Source organism: Streptomyces sp. NPDC017095 (assembly GCF_044332325.1).
Taxonomy (GTDB): domain Bacteria; phylum Actinomycetota; class Actinomycetes; order Streptomycetales; family Streptomycetaceae; genus Streptomyces.
This window is the reverse complement of sequence record NZ_JBIROU010000020.1, coordinates 1-19,477: the sequence shown is the minus strand read 5'-3', so window position 1 is coordinate 19,477 and position 19,477 is coordinate 1. Positions and strand designations below refer to the sequence as shown.

At 71.5% G+C, this 19,477-nt stretch carries 12 protein-coding genes and 1 pseudogene; 10 read left to right on the top strand and 3 right to left on the bottom strand.

Annotated elements, in window-relative coordinates:
* The first annotated feature begins 308 nt into the window (after positions 1-308).
* From ACH4OA_RS30370 to ACH4OA_RS30355, 4 genes and pseudogenes are all read left to right on the top strand, one after another.
* On the top strand, positions 309-2,996 hold the full coding sequence (locus ACH4OA_RS30370; protein WP_397972435.1) for a tetratricopeptide repeat protein: 2,688 nt from the start codon (positions 309-311) through the stop codon (positions 2,994-2,996).
* A 311-nt stretch (positions 2,997-3,307) separates the two neighbouring features.
* A pseudogene (locus ACH4OA_RS30365) lies at positions 3,308-4,017 on the top strand (calcium-binding protein).
* A gap of 370 nt (positions 4,018-4,387) precedes the next feature.
* Positions 4,388-4,786, top strand: a complete 399-nt coding sequence (locus ACH4OA_RS30360) for a hypothetical protein (protein WP_397972432.1) — start codon at positions 4,388-4,390, stop codon at positions 4,784-4,786.
* A gap of 203 nt (positions 4,787-4,989) precedes the next feature.
* Positions 4,990-6,414 (top strand): chondroitinase-B domain-containing protein, encoded by a 1,425-nt coding sequence (locus ACH4OA_RS30355; protein WP_397972429.1) that lies wholly within the window; start codon positions 4,990-4,992, stop codon positions 6,412-6,414.
* A 536-nt stretch (positions 6,415-6,950) separates the two neighbouring features.
* On the opposite strand, the gene ACH4OA_RS30350 is transcribed toward ACH4OA_RS30355, so the two are convergent.
* The 3 genes from ACH4OA_RS30350 to ACH4OA_RS30340 form a co-directional block, all read right to left on the bottom strand.
* Positions 6,951-7,463: a hypothetical protein gene (locus tag ACH4OA_RS30350; RefSeq protein WP_397972426.1), complete on the bottom strand. Its 513-nt coding sequence runs from the start codon at positions 7,461-7,463 to the stop codon at positions 6,951-6,953.
* A 592-nt stretch (positions 7,464-8,055) separates the two neighbouring features.
* Positions 8,056-9,798, bottom strand: a complete 1,743-nt coding sequence (locus ACH4OA_RS30345) for an endo-1,4-beta-xylanase (RefSeq protein ID WP_397972423.1) — start codon at positions 9,796-9,798, stop codon at positions 8,056-8,058.
* A 451-nt stretch (positions 9,799-10,249) separates the two neighbouring features.
* Positions 10,250-10,765, bottom strand: a complete 516-nt coding sequence (locus ACH4OA_RS30340; protein WP_397972421.1) for a DUF6328 family protein — start codon at positions 10,763-10,765, stop codon at positions 10,250-10,252.
* Between the two features lie 810 nt (positions 10,766-11,575).
* Here ACH4OA_RS30340 and ACH4OA_RS30335 point away from each other — a divergent pair.
* The 6 genes from ACH4OA_RS30335 to ACH4OA_RS30310 form a co-directional block, all read left to right on the top strand.
* The gene (locus ACH4OA_RS30335) at positions 11,576-11,794 is read left to right on the top strand and encodes a ferredoxin (RefSeq protein WP_397972418.1); all 219 of its coding nucleotides are present in this window, start codon (positions 11,576-11,578) and stop codon (positions 11,792-11,794) included.
* Positions 11,791-13,194 (top strand): NAD(P)/FAD-dependent oxidoreductase, encoded by a 1,404-nt coding sequence (locus ACH4OA_RS30330; protein WP_397972415.1) that lies wholly within the window; start codon positions 11,791-11,793, stop codon positions 13,192-13,194. The genes ACH4OA_RS30335 and ACH4OA_RS30330 overlap by 4 nt, the downstream gene beginning before the upstream one ends.
* A gap of 62 nt (positions 13,195-13,256) precedes the next feature.
* Complete coding sequence (locus ACH4OA_RS30325) at positions 13,257-14,525, top strand: cytochrome P450 (protein ID WP_397972413.1); 1,269 nt, start codon at positions 13,257-13,259, stop codon at positions 14,523-14,525.
* A gap of 23 nt (positions 14,526-14,548) precedes the next feature.
* Positions 14,549-15,607 (top strand): polyprenyl synthetase family protein, encoded by a 1,059-nt coding sequence (locus ACH4OA_RS30320; protein ID WP_397972410.1) that lies wholly within the window; start codon positions 14,549-14,551, stop codon positions 15,605-15,607.
* 243 nt (positions 15,608-15,850) lie between these two features.
* Positions 15,851-16,360 carry a hypothetical protein gene (locus ACH4OA_RS30315; RefSeq protein WP_397972408.1) on the top strand — a complete coding sequence of 170 codons (510 nt, stop codon included), beginning with the start codon at positions 15,851-15,853 and terminating at the stop codon, positions 16,358-16,360.
* Positions 16,361-16,364: 4 nt separating this feature from the next.
* Positions 16,365-19,477: caspase family protein (locus ACH4OA_RS30310; protein WP_397972406.1), on the top strand; the 3,113-nt coding region annotated here is incomplete at its 3' end.

Here is a 19,477-nt window from a genome sequence, read left to right as displayed (position 1 = left end):
CAGGCAGGCGCGGGTCCGTGCCCGGGGCGTGAAGGCCATGGCGTACTCCTCAAGTGATGAATGCGGCCGCGGTGTGCGGCAGGTGCCGACCGAGGGAAGGACGTCCGGAGGATTTACGGCGACGGCGGGTGGCCGCACCAGATCGCCGTTAACCTGGCGGGCAGGGGTGCGGCCGGCTTTCCGGGGAGTTACGGGACCGGAAGTGAAGCGGGGCGGAGGGCGGGGTAGACGTGGGGCGTCACATCCAGCGGTTCGTGGGCGAGTTGGCGAACGCCCGCCGGGCAGCGGGCGAACCTACGCTGCAGCGCATGGTGCGTCTGGGGGGCGCGGCCGCGCCGCGGGTCGGCACGTCCACCCTCGACGACTGGCTCAACGGCCGCTCGGTGCCGGGGAAGAAGAGCGAGACCTTCCTGCTGCACCTGGTCGGCTACCTCCGCCGGGAGGTCTGTCGTCTCGAAACCGGGAGCACGGGAAGCCCGGTGCCGATCCCTGGTGAACAGGAGCGGTGGCTGCGTCTGGTGCGTGCCGCGCGCAGGGAGCGGAGCGAGGAGTCGCCGGGTGGCCGTCCCCGGACCCGGACGCCGGACGCCAGGCCGGCTGGTGGTCCCGTTACGCTGCCGTCCCCACCACCGGACTTCGCCGGGCGAACGGCCGAAACCGACGCAGTGCTGCGGTGGTTGAGGCCCGGGGCAGCCGGGGTGGAGACCGCGTCCGCACTCGTCGTGTCGGCGATCGCGGGTATGGGCGGGGTCGGCAAGACCGCACTGGCCCTGCACGCGGCGCACGAGGCGCAGCGGCGTGGATGGTTTCCCGGCGGAGCCGTCTTCGCGGACCTGCGCGGGTACAGCGGCCTCGACCCAGTGCCCGCAGGAGCCGTCGCGGACAGGTTGCTGCGGGCCATGGGCGTGCCGGTCCGGCATCTGCCGGGCACGGAGAGCGGAGCGCTGGATGCCTGGCGGCGGCGGCTGCACGACATGGCCGGGCAGAACACACCGTTGCTGGTCGTGCTGGACAACGTCCGCGATCCGGGCCAGGTCGGCATGCTGCTGCCGAAGCCGCCGCACCGGGCGCTGATCACGTCGCGGCAGGCCCTCGGCTCACTGCCCGCCCACCGTGTGGACGTCGCCCCGCTGCCGACGGACGAAGCGGTCGTGGTGCTGGACGCAGCGCTGCGGGCCGGAAAGACGGAGGACCCGCGATGTTCCGACGACCCGGCCGGCGCCGAGGAGCTGGCGAGCCTGTGCGGCGGACTGCCGCTCGCGCTGCGCATCACGGCCGCCCTGTTGCGCACGGACCCGGACCGGCCCCTGGGCGCCCACGCCGGGGAACTGCGCGAAGCCCGTGACCGGTTGGACGCGCTGTCGCTGGAGGAGGAGGACACGGAGGGCCGTCCGCTGGCGGTCAGGGCCAGCCTCGACCTGTCGTACCGCCACCTGCCCGCGGCAGCGGCCCGTGCCCTGCGCCTGCTCGCCACCTGTCCAGGCCCCGACATCTCGACGTCCACGGCTGCCGTCCTGCTCCGCCTTCCCCGTCTTCTCTGCCGCCGCCACCTCGCTGCGTTGGCCCGCCACCACCTGATCGTCCGCACCAGCCTGCCGACGGGAGAGGCGAAGGCTCCTCGGCCGGTCGACGATGCCGAGCGCTGGTCTCTGCACGACCTCGTGCGGCTGTACGGCGCCGAGCAGGCCGAGCAGCACCGGCCCGGTCCCGGGCCGGACGCCGGCCTCGCAGAGGACGAGGTGGCGGCGGCCGCACAGCGGCTCGACGACCACTGCACGACCCTGACCGCGGCGGCGGACGCGCTCCTGGACGGCAGGACCGGTCCGGACACCGCCCCTGGACCGTTCGGCGGGGCTGCGGAGGCACTCGCCTGGCTGGAGACCGAACGGGCCAACCTCGTCGCCCTGGTCGTCGCCGCGCGCATGGCGAACCGTCGCCGGTCGGCCCTCGCGCTCACGCTCAACCTCCAGCGCTACCTGGAGGATCACTGGCAGGGCGCCGACGCGTATCTCTGCGCGACGCACGCGGTGGCAGCGGCCCGGCACCTGTCGCCGGCGGACTACGCAGCGGCCTTGACCACCCTGGGAAACGCCTGCCGCCTGACCGGGCGACTGGACGAGGCGGTGGAGCGGCTCTCCGAGGCGGCGGAGGTCGCGGCGGACGCCGGGCGCCCGCGGACAGTCGGCTCGGCACTCCACAACCTCGGCCTCGTCCACGCCCTGCGGGGCGAATTGCCCTCAGCACAGGCCGCTCACCGCAAAGACATCGATCTGTCGCGGCGCCACGGTGACCGGCAGGGCGAGGCCTCGGCACTCATCGCCCTCGCGGACGTACTCCAGCGGCGCGGCAAACGCAAGGCCGCGACCACGGCACTGGTCAGGGCCGCGCACCTGTTCCACGATCTGGGCGACCGGCGGGGGAGCGGCATGGTGGCCCTGCGCCACGCACGCACCGCGCTGCACGACCTGCGGGCACCTGGATGCGCTGCGGCGTGTCTCGCGTGGGCGGTGCGTGACTTCGGGCAGATCGGCGCGCAGGCCAAAGTGGCCGTAGCGTCCGTCGAACTCGGCGCGGCCTACTGGCAACTGTGCCCCGTCTGCTACGGCCCGGCGGCCATCAGATGGACAGGAGACGGCGCCGCGCTGGCCGAGACGGGCACCGACGACCGGCTCAAGGCCCAGAGCACGTTCCAACTCGGTTCCCTCCTGGCGCAGTCGGGCGACCGTACTGGTGCCCGTACGCACCTGGAGCGGACCGCAGCCATCTGTGCCAGGGGCGCCGGTGACCCGGAACTCGCGCGACTCGCACGCGCGGCCCGCTCCGCCCTGGCACATCTGGGCAAGCCCAAGAGCCCCCTGCTCTGCACCGAAGCGCATGCACGGGAGACGGACGAGCTGGTCCGCCTCGTCGAGGGAATCGCACACGGGGACACCCCAGAGACCAGCCTCCTCGTCATCGACCCTGTCTGGTTCGCACTCACCGGCGCGGACCGCTGACGCGCTCCGTGGGGCCGCACGGCACCGCCCTGATCACACCCGGGCCCCGGAGCGCACCGGGACACCGCACGGCCCTCCGCCTCCGGCACCGGACGCTGCCTCCCGCACCGGGCGCTCGCACGGCGCTCCGCCCCTGGTACGGCGTGGCCGCCTGGACGCCGCAGTGTGTCCTCGTTGCCGGGCACGCCACAGTGAACCGTACGGATGGTGTACGCAGTGCGTACACCATCCGCGCCCCGCATCGCCCGGATTCCCCCCCGCATCCCCCTGTCGTCCGGCCGACCACGGTCGCCGTATCGAGATGAGGTCTCATGAACCGACACCCGGTCACCGCCCGCGCGGCCGCCGTGGCGCTGCTCGCCGCCGGTCTCGCCGCCACCCCGGCTGCCGCCGCTCCCGCCACCGGGGCGAAGGCCGGCGTCGGCGCCGACTGGGCCACCCAGTCGATCGTCTTCACCGCCGCCGCGGGACAGGTCAACGACCTGCACGTGTTCCCCATGGAACGCGGCGCCGGCTCGATCCCGCGGACGAGACCTTCGTCGTCTGCGAACTGCCCACCGGCAGCGCCCGGTCGGACAGGATCGACGTCTTCCTCGGCGACGGCGACGACGAGATAGTCACCAGCGACCCCGGGGTGGGCACCGTGCGGGGCGGGCCCGGCGACGACGTCCTGCACGCCCACACCGCGCACACGGTGCGGGGCGACGCGGGCAACGACATGGTCATGGGACGCGTGGTCCTGGACGGCGGCGACGGCGACGACCACCTGATGGGCGACGATACGGACCAGCGGCTGTGGGGCGGCCGGGGCGACGACAGGATCGAGGCGTACGGCGGCGCGGACACCGTATACGCCGGCCCGGGTGAGGACCGCGCCCTGGGCGGGGACGGCCGGGACACCCTCCTCGGCGGTCCCGGCGACGACAACCTGGACGGCGAGGACGGCGACGACCTGGTCGTCGGCGGCCCCGGACGGGACACCGTCACGGGCGGCCCGGGCCACGACGTCGTCCTGCAGTAGTCCCGGACCGGACAGGCCGGAGCGGGGGAGCCCCGCATCGAACCAGGCGCGGTACGGGGCGCCTTCCCACGGACAGTGGTACGGGGCGCCTTCCCACGGACAAGGGGTGTCGTTCTCGACACATGCTCACTCGGTCCACGGCACGTTCCGCAGACTCGCGTGACGCGAGGGAGCCGCGCCGCCGCCGCACCGGAGCCGAAGCAGCCGCGCCGCCACCGCTTCGGCTTCGGCGCGGGGCGGAATCCGGCAGGAATGGACAGGACACGACTTCTGCCGGTGCAACTTCCTGGTCGCGCACGACAGCGACGGGTTGGCTGTACGACGTCAGGAGGCAGGGCCGAACGTGCCCGCCTCCGCCGGGGAGGCAGTTATGAACAAGATCAAGGCCGCCATCGTCGCGGTCGCCGCCGTGGCGGGCCTCGCCGTGGCCGTCCCGCCTGCCGCGCAGGCCGCCAACGGCTGCAAGACCGGCGGCCATGCCTACATGTGCGAATTCGGCATCACCACCAAGAAGCTGCCGGACGGTACCAAGCAGGTCTTCGTGGTGGGCACGGAGCGGGCGGTGTGGACGCGCTGGACCGACTCCGACGGCGACTGGAGCGAGTGGGAGTCGATGGGCGGGGTGGCGGTGAGCGCCGTGGTGATCACGGACGAGCGACCCTGGCAGTTCGCCATCCACGTCATCATGCCCGACGGCTTCGGCTGGTACCGCCTGCGCAACGTGAACGGCTACTGGACCGACTGGAACCGCAACCCGGACCCGAAGTAGCAGGTCCGCGGTCCCACGCCCGGCGGGGGCGGCCGCCGAGGCGCCACTTCACCGGCCCGGCCGGGTGACGACGTCACCGAGGCGCAGTCACGCGGACGACCGGACCCCGGCGGCCCCTGCCGGCCACACCCACACCTTCCGGCCGACGGCACCCGCCCTGTCCGGCGGGCCGGCTCGGCACGTCCCGCTTCGCAGGAGACATCATGCAACGACGTACGTTCCTCACCGGCACCGTGCTGGGCGCCGCCGCGCTCGCCTCCGTCCCGGCCCTGTCGGCCGGCGCGTCGGCGGCCACGGTGACCGTCGGTTCCCTGGCCGATCTCCAGACCAAGATCAACGAGGCGAAGGCCGGCGACCGGATCGTCCTGGCCGACGGCACCTACACCGTCCCCTCCGACAACCCCATCACCATCTCGGGCAAAGCGGGAACCGCCGACGCGCCGATCACCATCGTCGCGCAGACCCGCGGGGGAGCGGTGCTCCAGGGCGCGAAGAGCTTCGTCCTCGGCAACTCGAGCAACATCACCATCAGCGGGTTCGCCTTCCGGCAGAGCACCACCCTGGAGATCCCGGCGAACTGCACGGGCATCCGGCTGACCCGCAACGACTTCCGCTTCGCCGACGTCAGCGGACTCGACTGGGTCGTCGTGCGGGGCGACAACACCAAGATCGACCGCAACCACTTCCACGACAAGACGACCGAGGGCATCTTCGTCGTCGTCGACGGCCCGGGCTCCACCGCCATGGCCCAGAAGCCGCACATCTTCAAGAACTACTTCTCCGACCACAGCTACGCCGGCGACAACGGCGGCGAACCCATCCGCCTCGGCGTCAGCAGCCGCGCACTGTCCAGCGCCAACGGCGTCGTGGAGTACAACCTGTTCGAGCGGTGCAACGGCGACCCCGAGGCCGTCTCCGTGAAGTCGTCCGGCAACACCATCCGGTACAACACGCTGCGCAACAACCGTGGCGGCATCGTGCTGCGGCACGGCAACCAGTCCACGGTGGAGGCCAACCACCTGCTCGACGGCACCGACGGCGTACGCCTCTACGGCAACGACCACACGGTGGTCAACAACTACTTCGGCGGTCTGTCGGGCCGGGCCCTGGTGATCGGCAGCGGCACCACGCGCGACCACCACTCGGGCGAGACGACCGAGGAGCGCCGCGGCAACGACGCGTGCGACCGCGCGGTCATCGTGCACAACACCTTCGTTGGCAACGCCAGGCCGGTCTCGGGCGAGGAGCGGACCTACGCGCCGCAGGACGCGGTCGTCGCCGACAACCTCCTAGTCGGCAGCACCGGCACTCTGGTCGACATGAAGGAGACCAGCGGCTTCCACTGGCAGGGCAACATCCTGTGGGGTACGGCGGCCAACGGCAGCATCCCCTCCGGCGGATACCGCCGGGTCGACCCGCTCCTGAGGCAGGAGTCCGACGGAGTGTCCCGGCTGTCGGCGGGCAGCCCCGCGATCGACGCGGCTACGCTCGGCACCCTGATCCTGGCCGAAGACATCGACGGCCACCCGCGCGGCAGCGCCCGTGATGTCGGCGCCGACGAGTACTCGGCGCAGGCCCCGCTCCGCCGCCCCCTGACCGTGTCGGACGTGGGCCCGAACGCGTCGTGAACGACTTCGAAGGCGGACCAGGATGCGACGACGTGGCTGGCGCCGGCCACGGGGTGCCGTTGCCAGTACGTCACCGACTGGATCGCCGACAAGCCCCACTGGGGCCTGAGCGTCGCTCTCGCCGAAGAGGCCACGCTGTCGGAGACTTCCAGCCGCTGCCCCAACGTGTGCCGGTCACCGTCACACGCGCCCGGTAACGCACGCCGCCCGGCCCGAGGCACCGCGCCTCGTCCGGAGGCGGGAACATCGGGTGCGGTTGTGGAGGGGACAGTGTCCTGCGCCGCGTAGGCGACCGCCCTTCACGACCACGTTCTCGTCCGCGGCCCCGGCCGGCTGTCCAGCCGTCCGGGGCCGCGTCGTGCGCACCGGCTGAGGGCATCCTGACCGTCTCGGGCTTCGCGCGCCGTCGGCGTGCAGTGGGGGATAGCGCACGGATGTGCCGTCGCGGGCCAGGTCCACGGGGTCCACCACGTCCGGCAGGCACACCTCGACGCGTTGCGGGCCCAGAGGCCCGTTCACCTCGTCCGTCGACACCTTCACGCCCGGGTATCCGACTCCCCGCCGCCGAGCAGTTGCACGTCCAGCGGGCCACCCGGTGACACCGGGAAGGCCGGGGTCATCTGGAGGGTGAGCACCACCTGGGCGCTGCCCGACCGGGAGGCCACCGTCACCGGGCCCGTCTGCGTCCCCGCTGTGGTGAAGGTGACCGATGCGCCGGTGATCAGCGTCTTTCCGGCCGAAGAGCGTGCTTTCACCACCAGTGCATCCCGGAATGGCTCGCCTTGGCCGGTGCTTTGGCCGTCCCGGGACATGGCCCGCAGCGACCCTGTCGGCAGCCGCCACTGCAGCACCACCTGCCCTGACTTTCCGGCGTCTCCCACACCGGTTTCGTAGAGCGGATCCGTCTTGCGTGCAGCCGTGCTGCCCGAACCGGGGCCGCCGCCACCGGAGCTGTAGGCGTAAGGGTCGGTGCCCCAGCCGCCGCCCCCCGCCCGTACCGGGCAGCGGAATCGTCCCGCCACCAGATGGGCCATTGCGGCCCAGGCCACCGCCCTTTCCTGCCGGGACACCGGTGTCATCGCTGATGAACACCGCGGCCCCGCCTTTGTCCTTCACCGTGCCTTTCGCCGGAGTTCCCGCCCGGCCACCCACGACCCGGACCTTCCCGTCGCCTCCATTGGTACCGCCACCTGGCCCGCCGCCGCGCCCGTCGCCATAGCCTGCGCCTCCACCTCGGGCGATGAGCAGGGGCCCATTCCCGGCGCCTGTGCCGGGGCGGTACACGTCGCTCATGCCCCCGCCACCGGAGGTGGTGCTGCCGACGACCACATTCAGCACCTCGTCCGGCTTGACCGTGACGGTCCCCGAGGTGAACCCGCCCCCACCCCCTACGGTGCCACCGCCTCCACTGCCCCAGATGCGGACAACCAGCTTGGACACCCTTTCGGGGCGCGGAAGTCTTGAACTGCGTCCTTGCCTTCGAACCGCTCAAGGCGGCCCGGATCGTCCACGTCCTGGAGATCGAGAACAGCAAGCTCAAGGAGACCAACGCGGAAGTTTCGTGACGGTCCGCCGATCGGTGGACCGTTCTCGTGCCGTGGGCTGAGAGTGGGCAGGCTGAGGGCCCGGGTGTTTGTTTCCTCACGCCTCGTCAAAGGCCTCGAGCAGGCGCTCGTACGCCAGCTTCGGCCGCAGGGCCGCGTCCCACGGCAGGGAATCGGCCGTGCGCGGAGGATAGATCTTGGTGTCGGCGGTGGAACCGTACCGGTCGGTGAATCCCCATGTGGAGAACGAAGTGCAGTTCGGCTCCTCCAGGCAGACCCGCAGCTTGCCCGCCATCTCATCAGCCTGGGTCTGCCGCCCGTCCTCCTCGTCCTCGCCTATGGGGACGTCCATCTCCGACACCCGCGCCTGAACCCCGAGCTCCGCCAGATCCCGCACATGGCTGCGGAAGGTCTCCGGGTCGGTGCGGTCGCCGGGTGCGTACTCATGGTTCTGGAAACCCACGCCGTCGATCGGCACGCCGCGTTCCTTGAGCCGCTTGACCAGATCGTAAAGGGCGTCCCACCGCTCGCCTTCCTCCTCGACCCCGTACTCGTTGAGGAACAGCCGTGCCTTCGGATCGGCCCGGTGGGCGGCCCTGAACGCCTCGTCGATGTACTCCTCGCCCATGGCCTCGAACCACGGGCTCTGCTCGGAGCGCAGGCCGAGATCCCCGTTGGTGTAGCTCTTCTCGTCGTCGGACATGGGCTCGTTGACCACATCCCATTCCGCGACCTTTCCCTTGAAGTGCCCGGCGACCATGGCGATGTGCCGGAGCATGGTCCGGCGTACCTCCTCGGGATCGTCGTTCTCCCGCATCCAGTCGGGCAGAGCCTCGTGCCAGACGAGGGTGTGCGCGTGCACCTTCATGTCGTTCGCGCGGGCGAATCGTACGAGCAGGTCCGCGTCGCGGAAGTCGTAGACGCCCCGGCGTGGATGGAGGAACTGTGGCTTGAACGCGTTCTCCGGAGTGAGCATGGAGAACTGGCTCCCCGCGAGCGCCCGGTAGCGTGAGTCGGTGAGCAGCGGGTTCTCGGCCAGGGCGGTGCCGACGTCGAACGGCCGCCCCACGTCTGCGGCCCGCGCACGCAGCGAGTCGTCGGACTGCTCCTGGCGTAGCTGCGGCGCCTTGATCACGCGGAGTGAGTCACCGCTCTCTGCCCGCGCGATCAGCTGCGTCAGACGCCATCCCTCGCGGCGCTCGTCTTCGCCCGCGTCCGCCTCCAGACCGAACCAGACAGTGCCCTCGGCGAACACCCCCGGGTCTTGCACGGTTCCCAGTCGCCGCCCGTCGGCTTTCACGCGGAAGGTGTCACCGATGCTCGACACGGCGAGCGTCACCGTCCCGGAGCAGCCGCAGTCGAATTCCTTGGAGGTGGCCGGCTCATCGCCCTCGCCGTCCCATATCTGTACTTTCACTTGTCCGTCGGCGGTCACGCCGACGCGGAGTGAGGGCCGCTCCTGCCGCCACTCGTCGTAGACGACCGGTACCCGTCCGTACAGCCGCAGCCATGAGTCGCCGTCACCGTCACCCACACCGGACATGCGCGCGGTGACGGTGAAGTCGCCATCGGACCTGAGGTGCGGGCCGGCCAGGTTCAGCGGGGGGTCGGGCTGGCCGCCGGAGGAGTCCTGCTCCACGATGCGCCGATCCAACGCGCTGATCCGCAGGATGTCGTTCCGCGCGGTGGTGCCCGGCATCTGCGTCCAGTCGTGGTTCCGCAGCAGGTCCTCGTCAATTCCGCCGCCCGCGCCTTCGCCCTGCCCCGTACACCCGGCCGCCACCGCCATGACGAGCACCACGGCGGTCAGCCGCTGCCACGTCCCCCCACCAAGATCCACGGTTGCTCCCACTCTCTTGCTCGAGACGAGATCAACGTCTCCAAACCGGAGCACAGTTCACCACACAGAGGTACGGCGGCCTTGTGGTTACCCGGCGCGTGAAACGGACGTACGCTGCGAGCTGCCTCGGGCTTCACACGGCCGGCTTTGCCGCTGCCCCGGCCGCTGCCGGCGGCGTCCTGCCGATTGCCTCGTGCATTCGGCACCTCATGCGCCCATCACGGCGGGTCTCACACCAGCGGAACCACCACCCACGGCACCGGCACCGGCACCGCCAACGGCAACCTCGCCGGACTGCTGCCCGGTCCTACGCCGTGGAGGAGCACTCACACCCTCGCGCCCGGCACCCCAGCCGCCGGCGCAGGCGGCCACGACCGGCAATGCTCCGGCCTCGAACGCCGAAGCCGAGAGCACCTCCTGGAGGGTGTATCGGCGGGCCGCGCCCTCCGGGCTATCTGCGACTGGCGTAGTGATGTCGGGCCCAGACGGGAAGCACGAGCGATACAGCGAGCAGCCAGGCACCGAAGGCGGCTGTCAGCCACGCGGCGAGCGTGTCGTCGAGAGCCGTGCGCAGCAGCAGGAGCAAGGCCAGCACGGTGGTCGCCGCGAGCAGCACCAGACCGCACTCGGTCATCCGGGCGGCGAGCATCACCGTTCGGGGTTTGATGCGGTGGCCGGCGACGATACGGTGCGGGGACACCGGGCCGATGAGGGCCCCGGCGCCGGCCGCCCCGAAGGTGACTGCGGCGACGTGAATCGCACGATCGAGGTCGGCGAAGACGTACTGGAACGCAGCGACGAGCAGGACGCCGAAAAGAATTGGCGCACCGGCCCAGGCCACCCGCACCTCGTGCAACAGGTCGTCCCACATCCGGTCCGCACGTTCCTCGGCCGTCTCGTCACGCCCTCGCTGCTGGACAGGGTGATCAGGGCCGATGCCCCGGTGATCTTCGGATGTGCTCACCATGACGTACTCTCCGCGCGGTGGGGCCCGTCGAGGAACATTCCCGCACTCTGCATCAAATAGACGATTTCCCCGCTCCGCGCACGCCGGCTGTGCAACAGGCGGATCGACGGATCAGAGCATGTGCGATGTCTTGTGAAGGTGCCGGGCGCGGTGGACTGCTACCAGGGCGTCGTCGCCCAGGCGGCCTCCGGTGTAAGTGAGCAGGTCGCGGCGCAGGTGCCGGACCAATACGGTCGGAGGGCAGTGGGCCCTGCCCGCAGTTGGTCAGACGGGCCAGGGGTTCGTCGTCCGGCAGGTCGGGGAAGAGCGCGGTGATGAAGTGTTCGCCGGTCTCGTCGTCGGTGGCGGAGAAGTCGGTGAGGTAGCGGTGGACGTGGTGGTCCGGGGGGTGGCGAGGCCGGGCAGGCTGGGGCGGCCGGCGGCGGTGAGGCGGAAGGCGTTGAGCAGGAGGGCGGGCTCGGCATGCCGTGGAGCGCAAGCGGGACTAGGCTTTATGAGCGAGCCGCAGTGAACAACACGTCCTGTTCCTTTTACTCACAGGCTTCCCGACCTCCCGGTAACAGCGCCCGACCAAGCGAATGACGCGCAGGGCCTTGGAGAGACCGGTGAAGAGGTCGTTCCTTCCATACCGCTGTGGTGACACCTGAAAACCGCGCCGTACCCCGCTGTCGGGCCGGCGACGGCCATCCGCCTCGCGCCTTCCTGACGGGACCCGCGAAAGATGATGGAGACGGCTGGTGGGGCGGCGACGATGTCGACGGGTACGGCTATGGCGGCGACCAAAGCGCGCCTGCCCGAAGGAGTCTGCCCATGCGAATCGTCGTGGACCTGAATCGATGTCAGGGGTACGCCCAGTGCGTGTATCTGGCGCACGAGGTCTTCCGGCTGAACGGTCAGGAGGCGCTCACCTATGAGCCGAACCCTGATGACGAGCGAAGCCTGCAGGTCGAGCGAGCCGCTGCGGCGTGCCCGGTGCAGGCGATCGCGATCGACCGCTTGGACGGCGAGGAACGAGGCGACGCGTCATGACCTTGCGGGCCACGGTCGCGGAGCTGGTGCGGGAGTTCAGGGCCAGCGGCCGGATCGTCGTCGTGGGTGCTTCTCTGGCCGGGCTGCGGGCCGCGGAGACTCTGCGTGAGGGGGGCTTCACCGGTTCCCTGACCATCATCGGGGACGAGCCGTACGAGCCCTATGACCGTCCGCCGCTGTCCAAGCAGGTCCTCAAGGGCTGGGTGCCGGCCGACCACACCAAGTTGCCCCGCATGCGGGACGTGGATGCGGACTGGCGGCTCGGGGTGGCCGCCACCGGGCTGAACCGGGCCACCAAGCAGGTGCGCCTGGCGAATGGAGAGCAGGTCCCCTACGACCGGTTGCTGATCGCCACGGGAACGCGTGCGCGGCAGTGGCCGAACCCGGCCGAGGCCGCTTTGCACGGGGTGCACACGATGCGCTCGCGTGATGATGCCGAGCAGTTGCAGAAGGCGCTGGCCGAGCCGCCGTCGCGGGTTCTGGTGATCGGCGCCGGGTTCATCGGCTCGGAGGTGGCCTCTGTCTGCCGGGAGCTCGATATCCCGGTGACCGTCGTCGAGCGGGGTTCCGCGCCACTGGTCGGTGCGCTAGGCGGGGTGATCGGGGAGATCGCCGCGCAGATGCAGCGCGAGCACGGTGTGGACCTGCACTGCGGTCTGGGCGTGTCGTCGCTGGAGGGCGACTCCGGTGGACACGTGCGGCGTGCGCATCTGTCCGACGGAAGTGTCGTCGACGCCGATGTCGTGGTGGCCTCGCTGGGGTCGATCCGCAACGTGGAGTGGCTGGAGGACTCCGGGCTGGCGGCCGGTTTCTGGGGCGTCGGGTGCGACGCCGGCGGTCGGGCCTTCGACATCAACGGCGTGGTCACCGACAGCGTCTTCGTGGCAGGGGACGTAGCGCGTGCGCCACACGTGCTGTACGAGTACCAGTTCCTGGCGATGGAGCACTGGGACAACGCCGTTCTCGGTGCCGAGGTCGCGGCGCACAACATGGTGAACCTCGAACCCCACTACCGCCCGCATCTGCTGCTGCCCGGCTTCTGGTCCGGGCAGTTCGGGGTCAATATCAAGTCCGTCGGCGTGCCGCCTTTCGGCGACGAGATCGTCTTCACCCAAGGGTCCGTGGCGGAGCGGCGTTTCGCCGCCGCCTACGGGCGCCGGGGCCGCATCGTCGCGGCCGTGACCTTCGACCACGGAAAGTGGCTGGAGTACTACGGGAAGCTCATCGAGCGGTCCGGTCCGTTCCCGCCCCCGCCGCCGGGCTGGGACCAGCCGGCCGACACCAAGCCGATGCCGGCCGAGTTCCCGGACCCCAGGGTTCCGACGGCGATCCCCGACGTCGTCCTGACCGGCCATGCCCCGAGCGAACGGACGGCCGAGTTCCGGTCCCGGCACCACTGACCCGGCCCGCCGGGCCGAGCGTGCAGGCGGACAGCACCGACATGAGGAAGGAGGGGTGCCTCGTGGTCGAGGAAACCCCCTGGCAACAGGCCCTCCGCTACGCCAACCGCGCCAACCCGTACCCCTTCTACGAGGAACTCCGCAAGACACCGGTGGCACGTCAGCCGGACGGAACCTACGTCGTCAGCACCTACCGGGAAATCGTCACGCTGCTCCACGACCCCCGGGTGAGTTCGGATCCACGAAAGCGCCCCGCTCCGGCCGCGGCCCGCGACGAGGGCTCGGGGGAACAGGCGGCAGAGCCGATCAAGGAGGTGCTGACGGAGCCGAACATCATCAGTTGCGATCCACCCGAGCACGACCGGGACCGCCGGAAGATGATGCCGCACTTCGCCGGCCCGCCCCAGGCGCCTCACCTGATCTCCGACCTGGAACCCGACATCCGCCGCCTCGTGGACGGCCTCCTGGACGACATGAGGGGCAAGACCCGGATCGACGCCGTCGACGACTTCGCCTACCCCCTGCCGGTAACGGTGATCTGCAAGGTTCTGGGCGTGCCACTGGAGGACGAGCCACGCTTCCACCGCTGGATCGAAACGGCCCTGGACGCCTTGGACTTCGGCCCCGAGGCCACTTCCGAAGAGGTCCGGAGCCGGCTGGCCGGAGGCAGGCAGGCCGTGCAGGACTTCGGGCAGTTCGCGACCGACCTGCTCGACCGGTACGCCGACCAGCCCGGTCCGGGCATGCTCTCGGCCCTGGTGAACGAGGACGGCATGGAAGGACACATGTCCAAGGGCGTCCTCGCGAGCAACGCCCTGCTGCTGATCTTCGCGGGACACGAAACCACGGTCAATCTCATCGCCCACAGCGTTCTCACTCTGCTACGGCACCCCGATGCGCTGGAGAAGCTGCGCCACCGGCCCGAGCTCATCGTGTCCGCCGTGGAGGAACTGCTGCGGTTCGAGTCGTCGGTGCAGTTCTGGCACACCCGCTCCGCCCTGGAAGACATCGACATCGCCGGCACCACCATCCCCAAGGGGGCGCCGATCTTCCTGGCGTACGGCTCGGCCAACCGGGACCCGCAACGGTTCACCGACCCCGACGCACTCGACTTCGAACGCCCCGACAACCAGCACCTCGGCTTCAGTCAGGGCATCCACTTCTGCTTCGGCGCACCGCTCGCCCGACTCGAGGTCCAGGTCGCGGTCGGCGAGTTCGTCCGCCGGGTGGAGAACCCCCGGCTCGTCCAGGACCCGCCGCCGTACCGGCACAACCAGATCTTCCGCGGGCCGCGGCATGTCCTGGTCGACATCGACGGGATCCGCGACTGAGCGCGCGTGGGTGAGGGATCGCTATGCGGGCTTTTCAACTGGCCAGGTGGCGGCATCCGCCGGAGCTGCGCGAGGTGTCGGTTCCCGAGCCCGGACCGGGGCATGTGCTGGTGAAGGTCGCGGGTGCGTGCCACGCCGATCCGCACATCATGGAGGCACCGGGGCCACCACCCGGGCTCGTCACCGAACTGCCCTTCACGCTCGGCCACGAGAACGCGGGATGGGGGGAACGGCTGGGAACGGGAGTCACCGGGCTCACGCCCGGGGACCCTGTGAGTACTGGTAGCCGTACGGCCGAGGAGATCTTCGACGCGGGAGGGAAGCTCATCGATCCGGCCGTCAGAGCCTTGGTGGAGCGCCTGCCCTCACCGCTGCTCGATGCCGTCCGCCACCACTACGGCTGGGCCGGCCGGAACGGCGGCCCGGTCACCGGCCAGCCTGGTGGTGTCGGACGCAGGGGTCTGGTGCTGCCTCTGCTGTGCGCGGGTGTTGACGGGAGGCCTGTCGAACGGGGCCTTGCCGCCACCGTCGTCGGCGATCTCCTGGTGAACACCTCGATCATCCACGACGACGTCCTGGGCCGGGATCCGGTGCGCTGCGGTAGGCCGGCCCTGTGGGCCGCCTACGGCACCGAATGCGCCCTCATGGTCGGCGATGCCCTCCTGGGGCTGGCTTTCTCCCTCCTGGGCGAGCGGAGCCACCCCCGCACCCACCAGGCGCTGCGGATGATGAGCGGCGGCTGGAGCCGCCTGTGTGCGGGCCAAATGGGGGACAGCGGCCAGGAAGGGCGGACCGAGACGTCGCTGGAGCAGGCCATCGCGGTGCACGAGGCCAAGGCCGCCGACGGCCTGCGCGCCGTGTTCCGCCTGCCTGTCCTGTTCACCGACGCCACCAGCGAGCAGGTGGAGGCCGTCGGCCGGTACGGCTTCCACTGCGCCTGGCCGCCGAACACCTCCGGAAGGCGGGCCCGCCGCCCGCCCTTTGCGACGACATCCTCGCCGCCGGCGCCCGCTACCTGGCATGAGGACGGCGGGCGGTCGGGACCACCGGCTCCTGAAGCGAGACTCTTCGCCAGGGCATGATGCTCCCCTGCCGACCACAGGAAGGCTGTGCACCGAAGTTGTCCGGCCAGGCCACCCGTAGTGCTCAGTCACAGTGCAGACGCAAGCCGTCTGGAACGCCACCTACGACGCGCTCGCCGCACCCCGCCCCCGCGACACCACCGCGCTGCCCCGCCGGCACTTGGCCGAACCCGGGCCTTACCGAACGGAGTCGCCGTTGGTACTGTCGGCTGGCTCAGCAGCCGCTCCCGTGACGGAGGCCAAGTGGAAGTCACTCTGTCCTCGACCGGCCCGGACGGCGGGAAGGCCGCGGCCACCGGCGAGCTGCACCGGTGGTTGCAGCGCCAGCCGGAGCTGCGCGGCCGCCTCGTCCGGCAGCCGGCAGCCGCCCCGCAGCCCGGGACCATGGGCGCGTCCGGAGAACTGCTGACCCTGCTGCTGGCACCCGGCGGCCTCACCGCCGCCCTGGGAGCGGCCGTCGTGGCCTGGCTCCAGAACCGGCGCGGCGACCAGACCGTCACCATCACCCTGCCCGACCAGACCCAGATCACCGTCTCCGCCACCAAGGTGCGCGGACTGACCGCCCAGGCCACCGGTGACCTGGCCCGGAGCATCGCGGCGACGGTCGAGGCGTCCGGGCGGACACCGGACGGCGCGAGCGGGCGGAACACGCCCCGGGACACCGCCGTGGTCCGGGACACCGCCGTGGTCCGGGACACCGCCGTGGTCCGGGACGCGGTCGGACCGGCCGGGAACAGCGGGGAACGGGTCTGAGACCATGGCGGCGGACGGGGGAGACGCCCGCGACCTGGCGGGCAGCGACTGCCGGGCCCTGCTGGTCGGCACCGGCCGGCACACCGAGGGGGCACTGCTCGCCGGCCTGCCGAGCGCCGTACGGACAGCCCGGGCACTGGCGGACACGCTCACATCGGCCTGCGGGATGCCCGCCGGCCACGTACGGCTGGTGACCGATCCGGGATCGTCCGCCGACATCCTCGGCCCGCTGGAGGAGGTCATCGGCGAGGCCCAGGGCGGAGCGCTCGTCTTCTGCTTCGTCGGCCACGGGCTCCTGGGCCCGGGCGGGAGGCTGTATCTAGCCACATCCGCGACCCCCTCCCACGACAACACCGTCCACGCCGTCCCGTACGCCGAGATCGAGAACCGGCTCGCCGACGCACCGGTGCGCCCGGTGGTGATCCTCGACTGCTGCTTCTCGGGCCTCGCGGAGGCCGCGGGCGGCGGACAGCGCGAGGACCCCTATCTCTCCGTACGGCCGCACGGCAGCTTCCTGCTGGCCTCGGCCACCCACTACGCGGCCTCCTTCGCCCCCGAGGGCGAGCGGTACACCCTCTTCGGCGGGGAACTGCTGCGACTGCTCCGGGAGGGCGAGCCCGGCGGACCGCGCTGGCTCACCCTGGCCGACGTCCACCGCCACCTCGACCGCCGCTTCGAGGACTCGCCCGCCCGGCCGCACGCCGGCAGCGTCGGACGGCTCGGCGACCTGGTCCTGGCCGCCAACCCGCGCTACACCCTGCCCGCCGCCCCGGAGGCGGGACCGGCACCGGGGGCCGGTGACGGACCCTGCCCGTACCCCGGCATGCGGCCGTTCCCGCCGGAGCAGCGCCACCTGTTCTTCGGCCGGGAGGAACTGACCCGGCGGCTGCTGGAACGGGTCACCGCGGAGGACCACGGCGGCCCCGTCGTCCTCGTCGGGCCTTCGGGCGTGGGCAAATCGTCGCTGCTGCGGGCCGGTCTCGGCGCCGCGCTCGACAGCACGGACCTGAAGCCGGTGCTCATGATCCCCGCCCCCGGAGCGCTGCCCTTCCGGACGCTCACGGCGGCCTGGGCGCGAGCCGTCGGCCGGCCCTCCGGCGAGGTGGAACGCGACCTGGGCGCCGGACGGTTCACCGCACCGGCCGGCCGCCGCACGGCGCCGCGCGTCCTGATGATCGACCAGTTGGAGGAAATCTTCACCCACTGCCGGGACAGCGAGGAACGCCGGCTGTTCGTCCGCGCCCTCGAGGGCCCGGCGGACGGCACGGGCCCGCGGGTGGTCCTGGGACTGCGGGCCGACTACCTCGGCCAGTGCCTGCGCGATCCCCGGCTGGCCGGGATCGTCGGCGCCGGCCAGTTCCCCGTACCGGTGATGAACGACGACGAGCTGCGGGCCGCCGTCGAGCAGCCCGCCCGGAGCGCGGGACTGCGCTGGGAGGACGGCCTGCCGGAGCTGCTGCTGCGGGAGCTGCGGCAGGAGCGGGTGGGCACCGGCGACGCCATCGCCCTGCCGTTCCTCGCCCACGCCCTCCAGGAGACCTGGCACCGGCGGCGCGGCGCCGAGCTGACCTTCGCCGGCTACCAGGCGTCCGGCGGCATCCGCACCTCCGTGGCACGGACCGCCGAGGACATCCACGACGCGCTCGACGCCGACGGCCGCGAGCGATTACGCGCCCTCCTGCTGCGGATGGTGCACCTGGTCGACGCCGAGGGCCGGGCGGTACGGCGCCGGGTCCCCCTGGAGGACCTGGACGGCGCCGGTGACCTGCTCGGCCGGCTGGCCGACGCCCGACTCGTCGTCCTGGACGACGGAGTGGCCCAGCTCTGCCACGACTCCCTCCTGCACGGCTGGCCGCGGCTGCGCGGCTGGATCAACGCCGACCTCGACGCCCTGCTGGTGCGCCGCCGGCTCGCCCAGGCCGCCGACGCCTGGGCCGAGACCGGCCGACCGGTGAGCGGGCTGTACGCGGGCAGCCACCTCGCCGGCGCGCGGGCGGTACTGGCGGACGACGGGGCCGCGCTCGGACTGCGCCCGGTGGAACGGGACTTCATCGCGGCCGGCGAGCACGCCGAGCGCCGCCGCAAGAAGCTGTACCGGACCTTCGTCGCCGTCGTCGTCACGATGGCCCTGCTGGCGACGGCCCTGGCCGCGCTCGCCCGCCGCGCCCAGGGCGACGCCGAGGCGCGGGAGACCCGGCTGATCGCCGAACAACTCGCGCGGCAGGCCGACGGAATGCGGAAACAGGACCCTCAGACAGCGCTGCGGCTGAGCCTGGCCGCCTACCGCACCGCGCGGACCCCGGTCACCAGGTCCGCGCTCTACTCCTCGTACATCTCGACCGTGCCCGTCGACCTCAGGAACGGTGTCGAGCAGCCCGTGCTCAACATCGCCTACCGCTCCGACGGCAACGTCCTGGCCACCAGCCAGCGCGGCGGGCGGGTCCAGCTGTGGGACATCACACGCCCCACCGTTCCCCGCGAGGGCGCCGGTCTCAAGCCGGGCGACGCCGCCGTCCTCGCCTTCCAGCCGGGCACCCACCTCCTCGCCGTCCAGACACGCGACCGCCTCCTGGTGTGGGACACCACCGACCCCCGCCACCCACGAAAGAGGGCCGAGCGCCGCACCGGCAAGGGGACGACGTACCCCCTCGCCTTCAGTCCCGACGGCAGGACCCTGGCGAGCGGCTCCGACGAGGGGCGGCTGCGGCTGTGGGACATGACCGACGCCGACCGGCCCCGGCTGCGCCACGAGAAGTCCGTCGCCGGGAACGTCGAACTCATCTCGGTGGCGTTCACCCGCGACGGGCGGCACCTGCTCACCGGCAACGGCAGTCCGGAAAGCGGAGCCTCGTCGCACGCCGCGGTCAGACTGTGGGACGTCGGCGATCCGGCCCGTCCGGTGCTGCGCGACACAGCCGGGGCCGACACCGTCATGGCCGTCGCCGCGCACCCGCGCCGGGACCTGGCCGTGGCCGCGGGCGCGGGCGGCAGGATCGTCTGGTGGCGGGTCGAGGACGGGCGACGGCTGCGCCGGATTGCGCCGGTGAAGTCGTACCAGGGTGAATGGGACGTGCTCGGTTCGGACGACGGCATTCCGTCACTCGCCTTCCGTAAGGA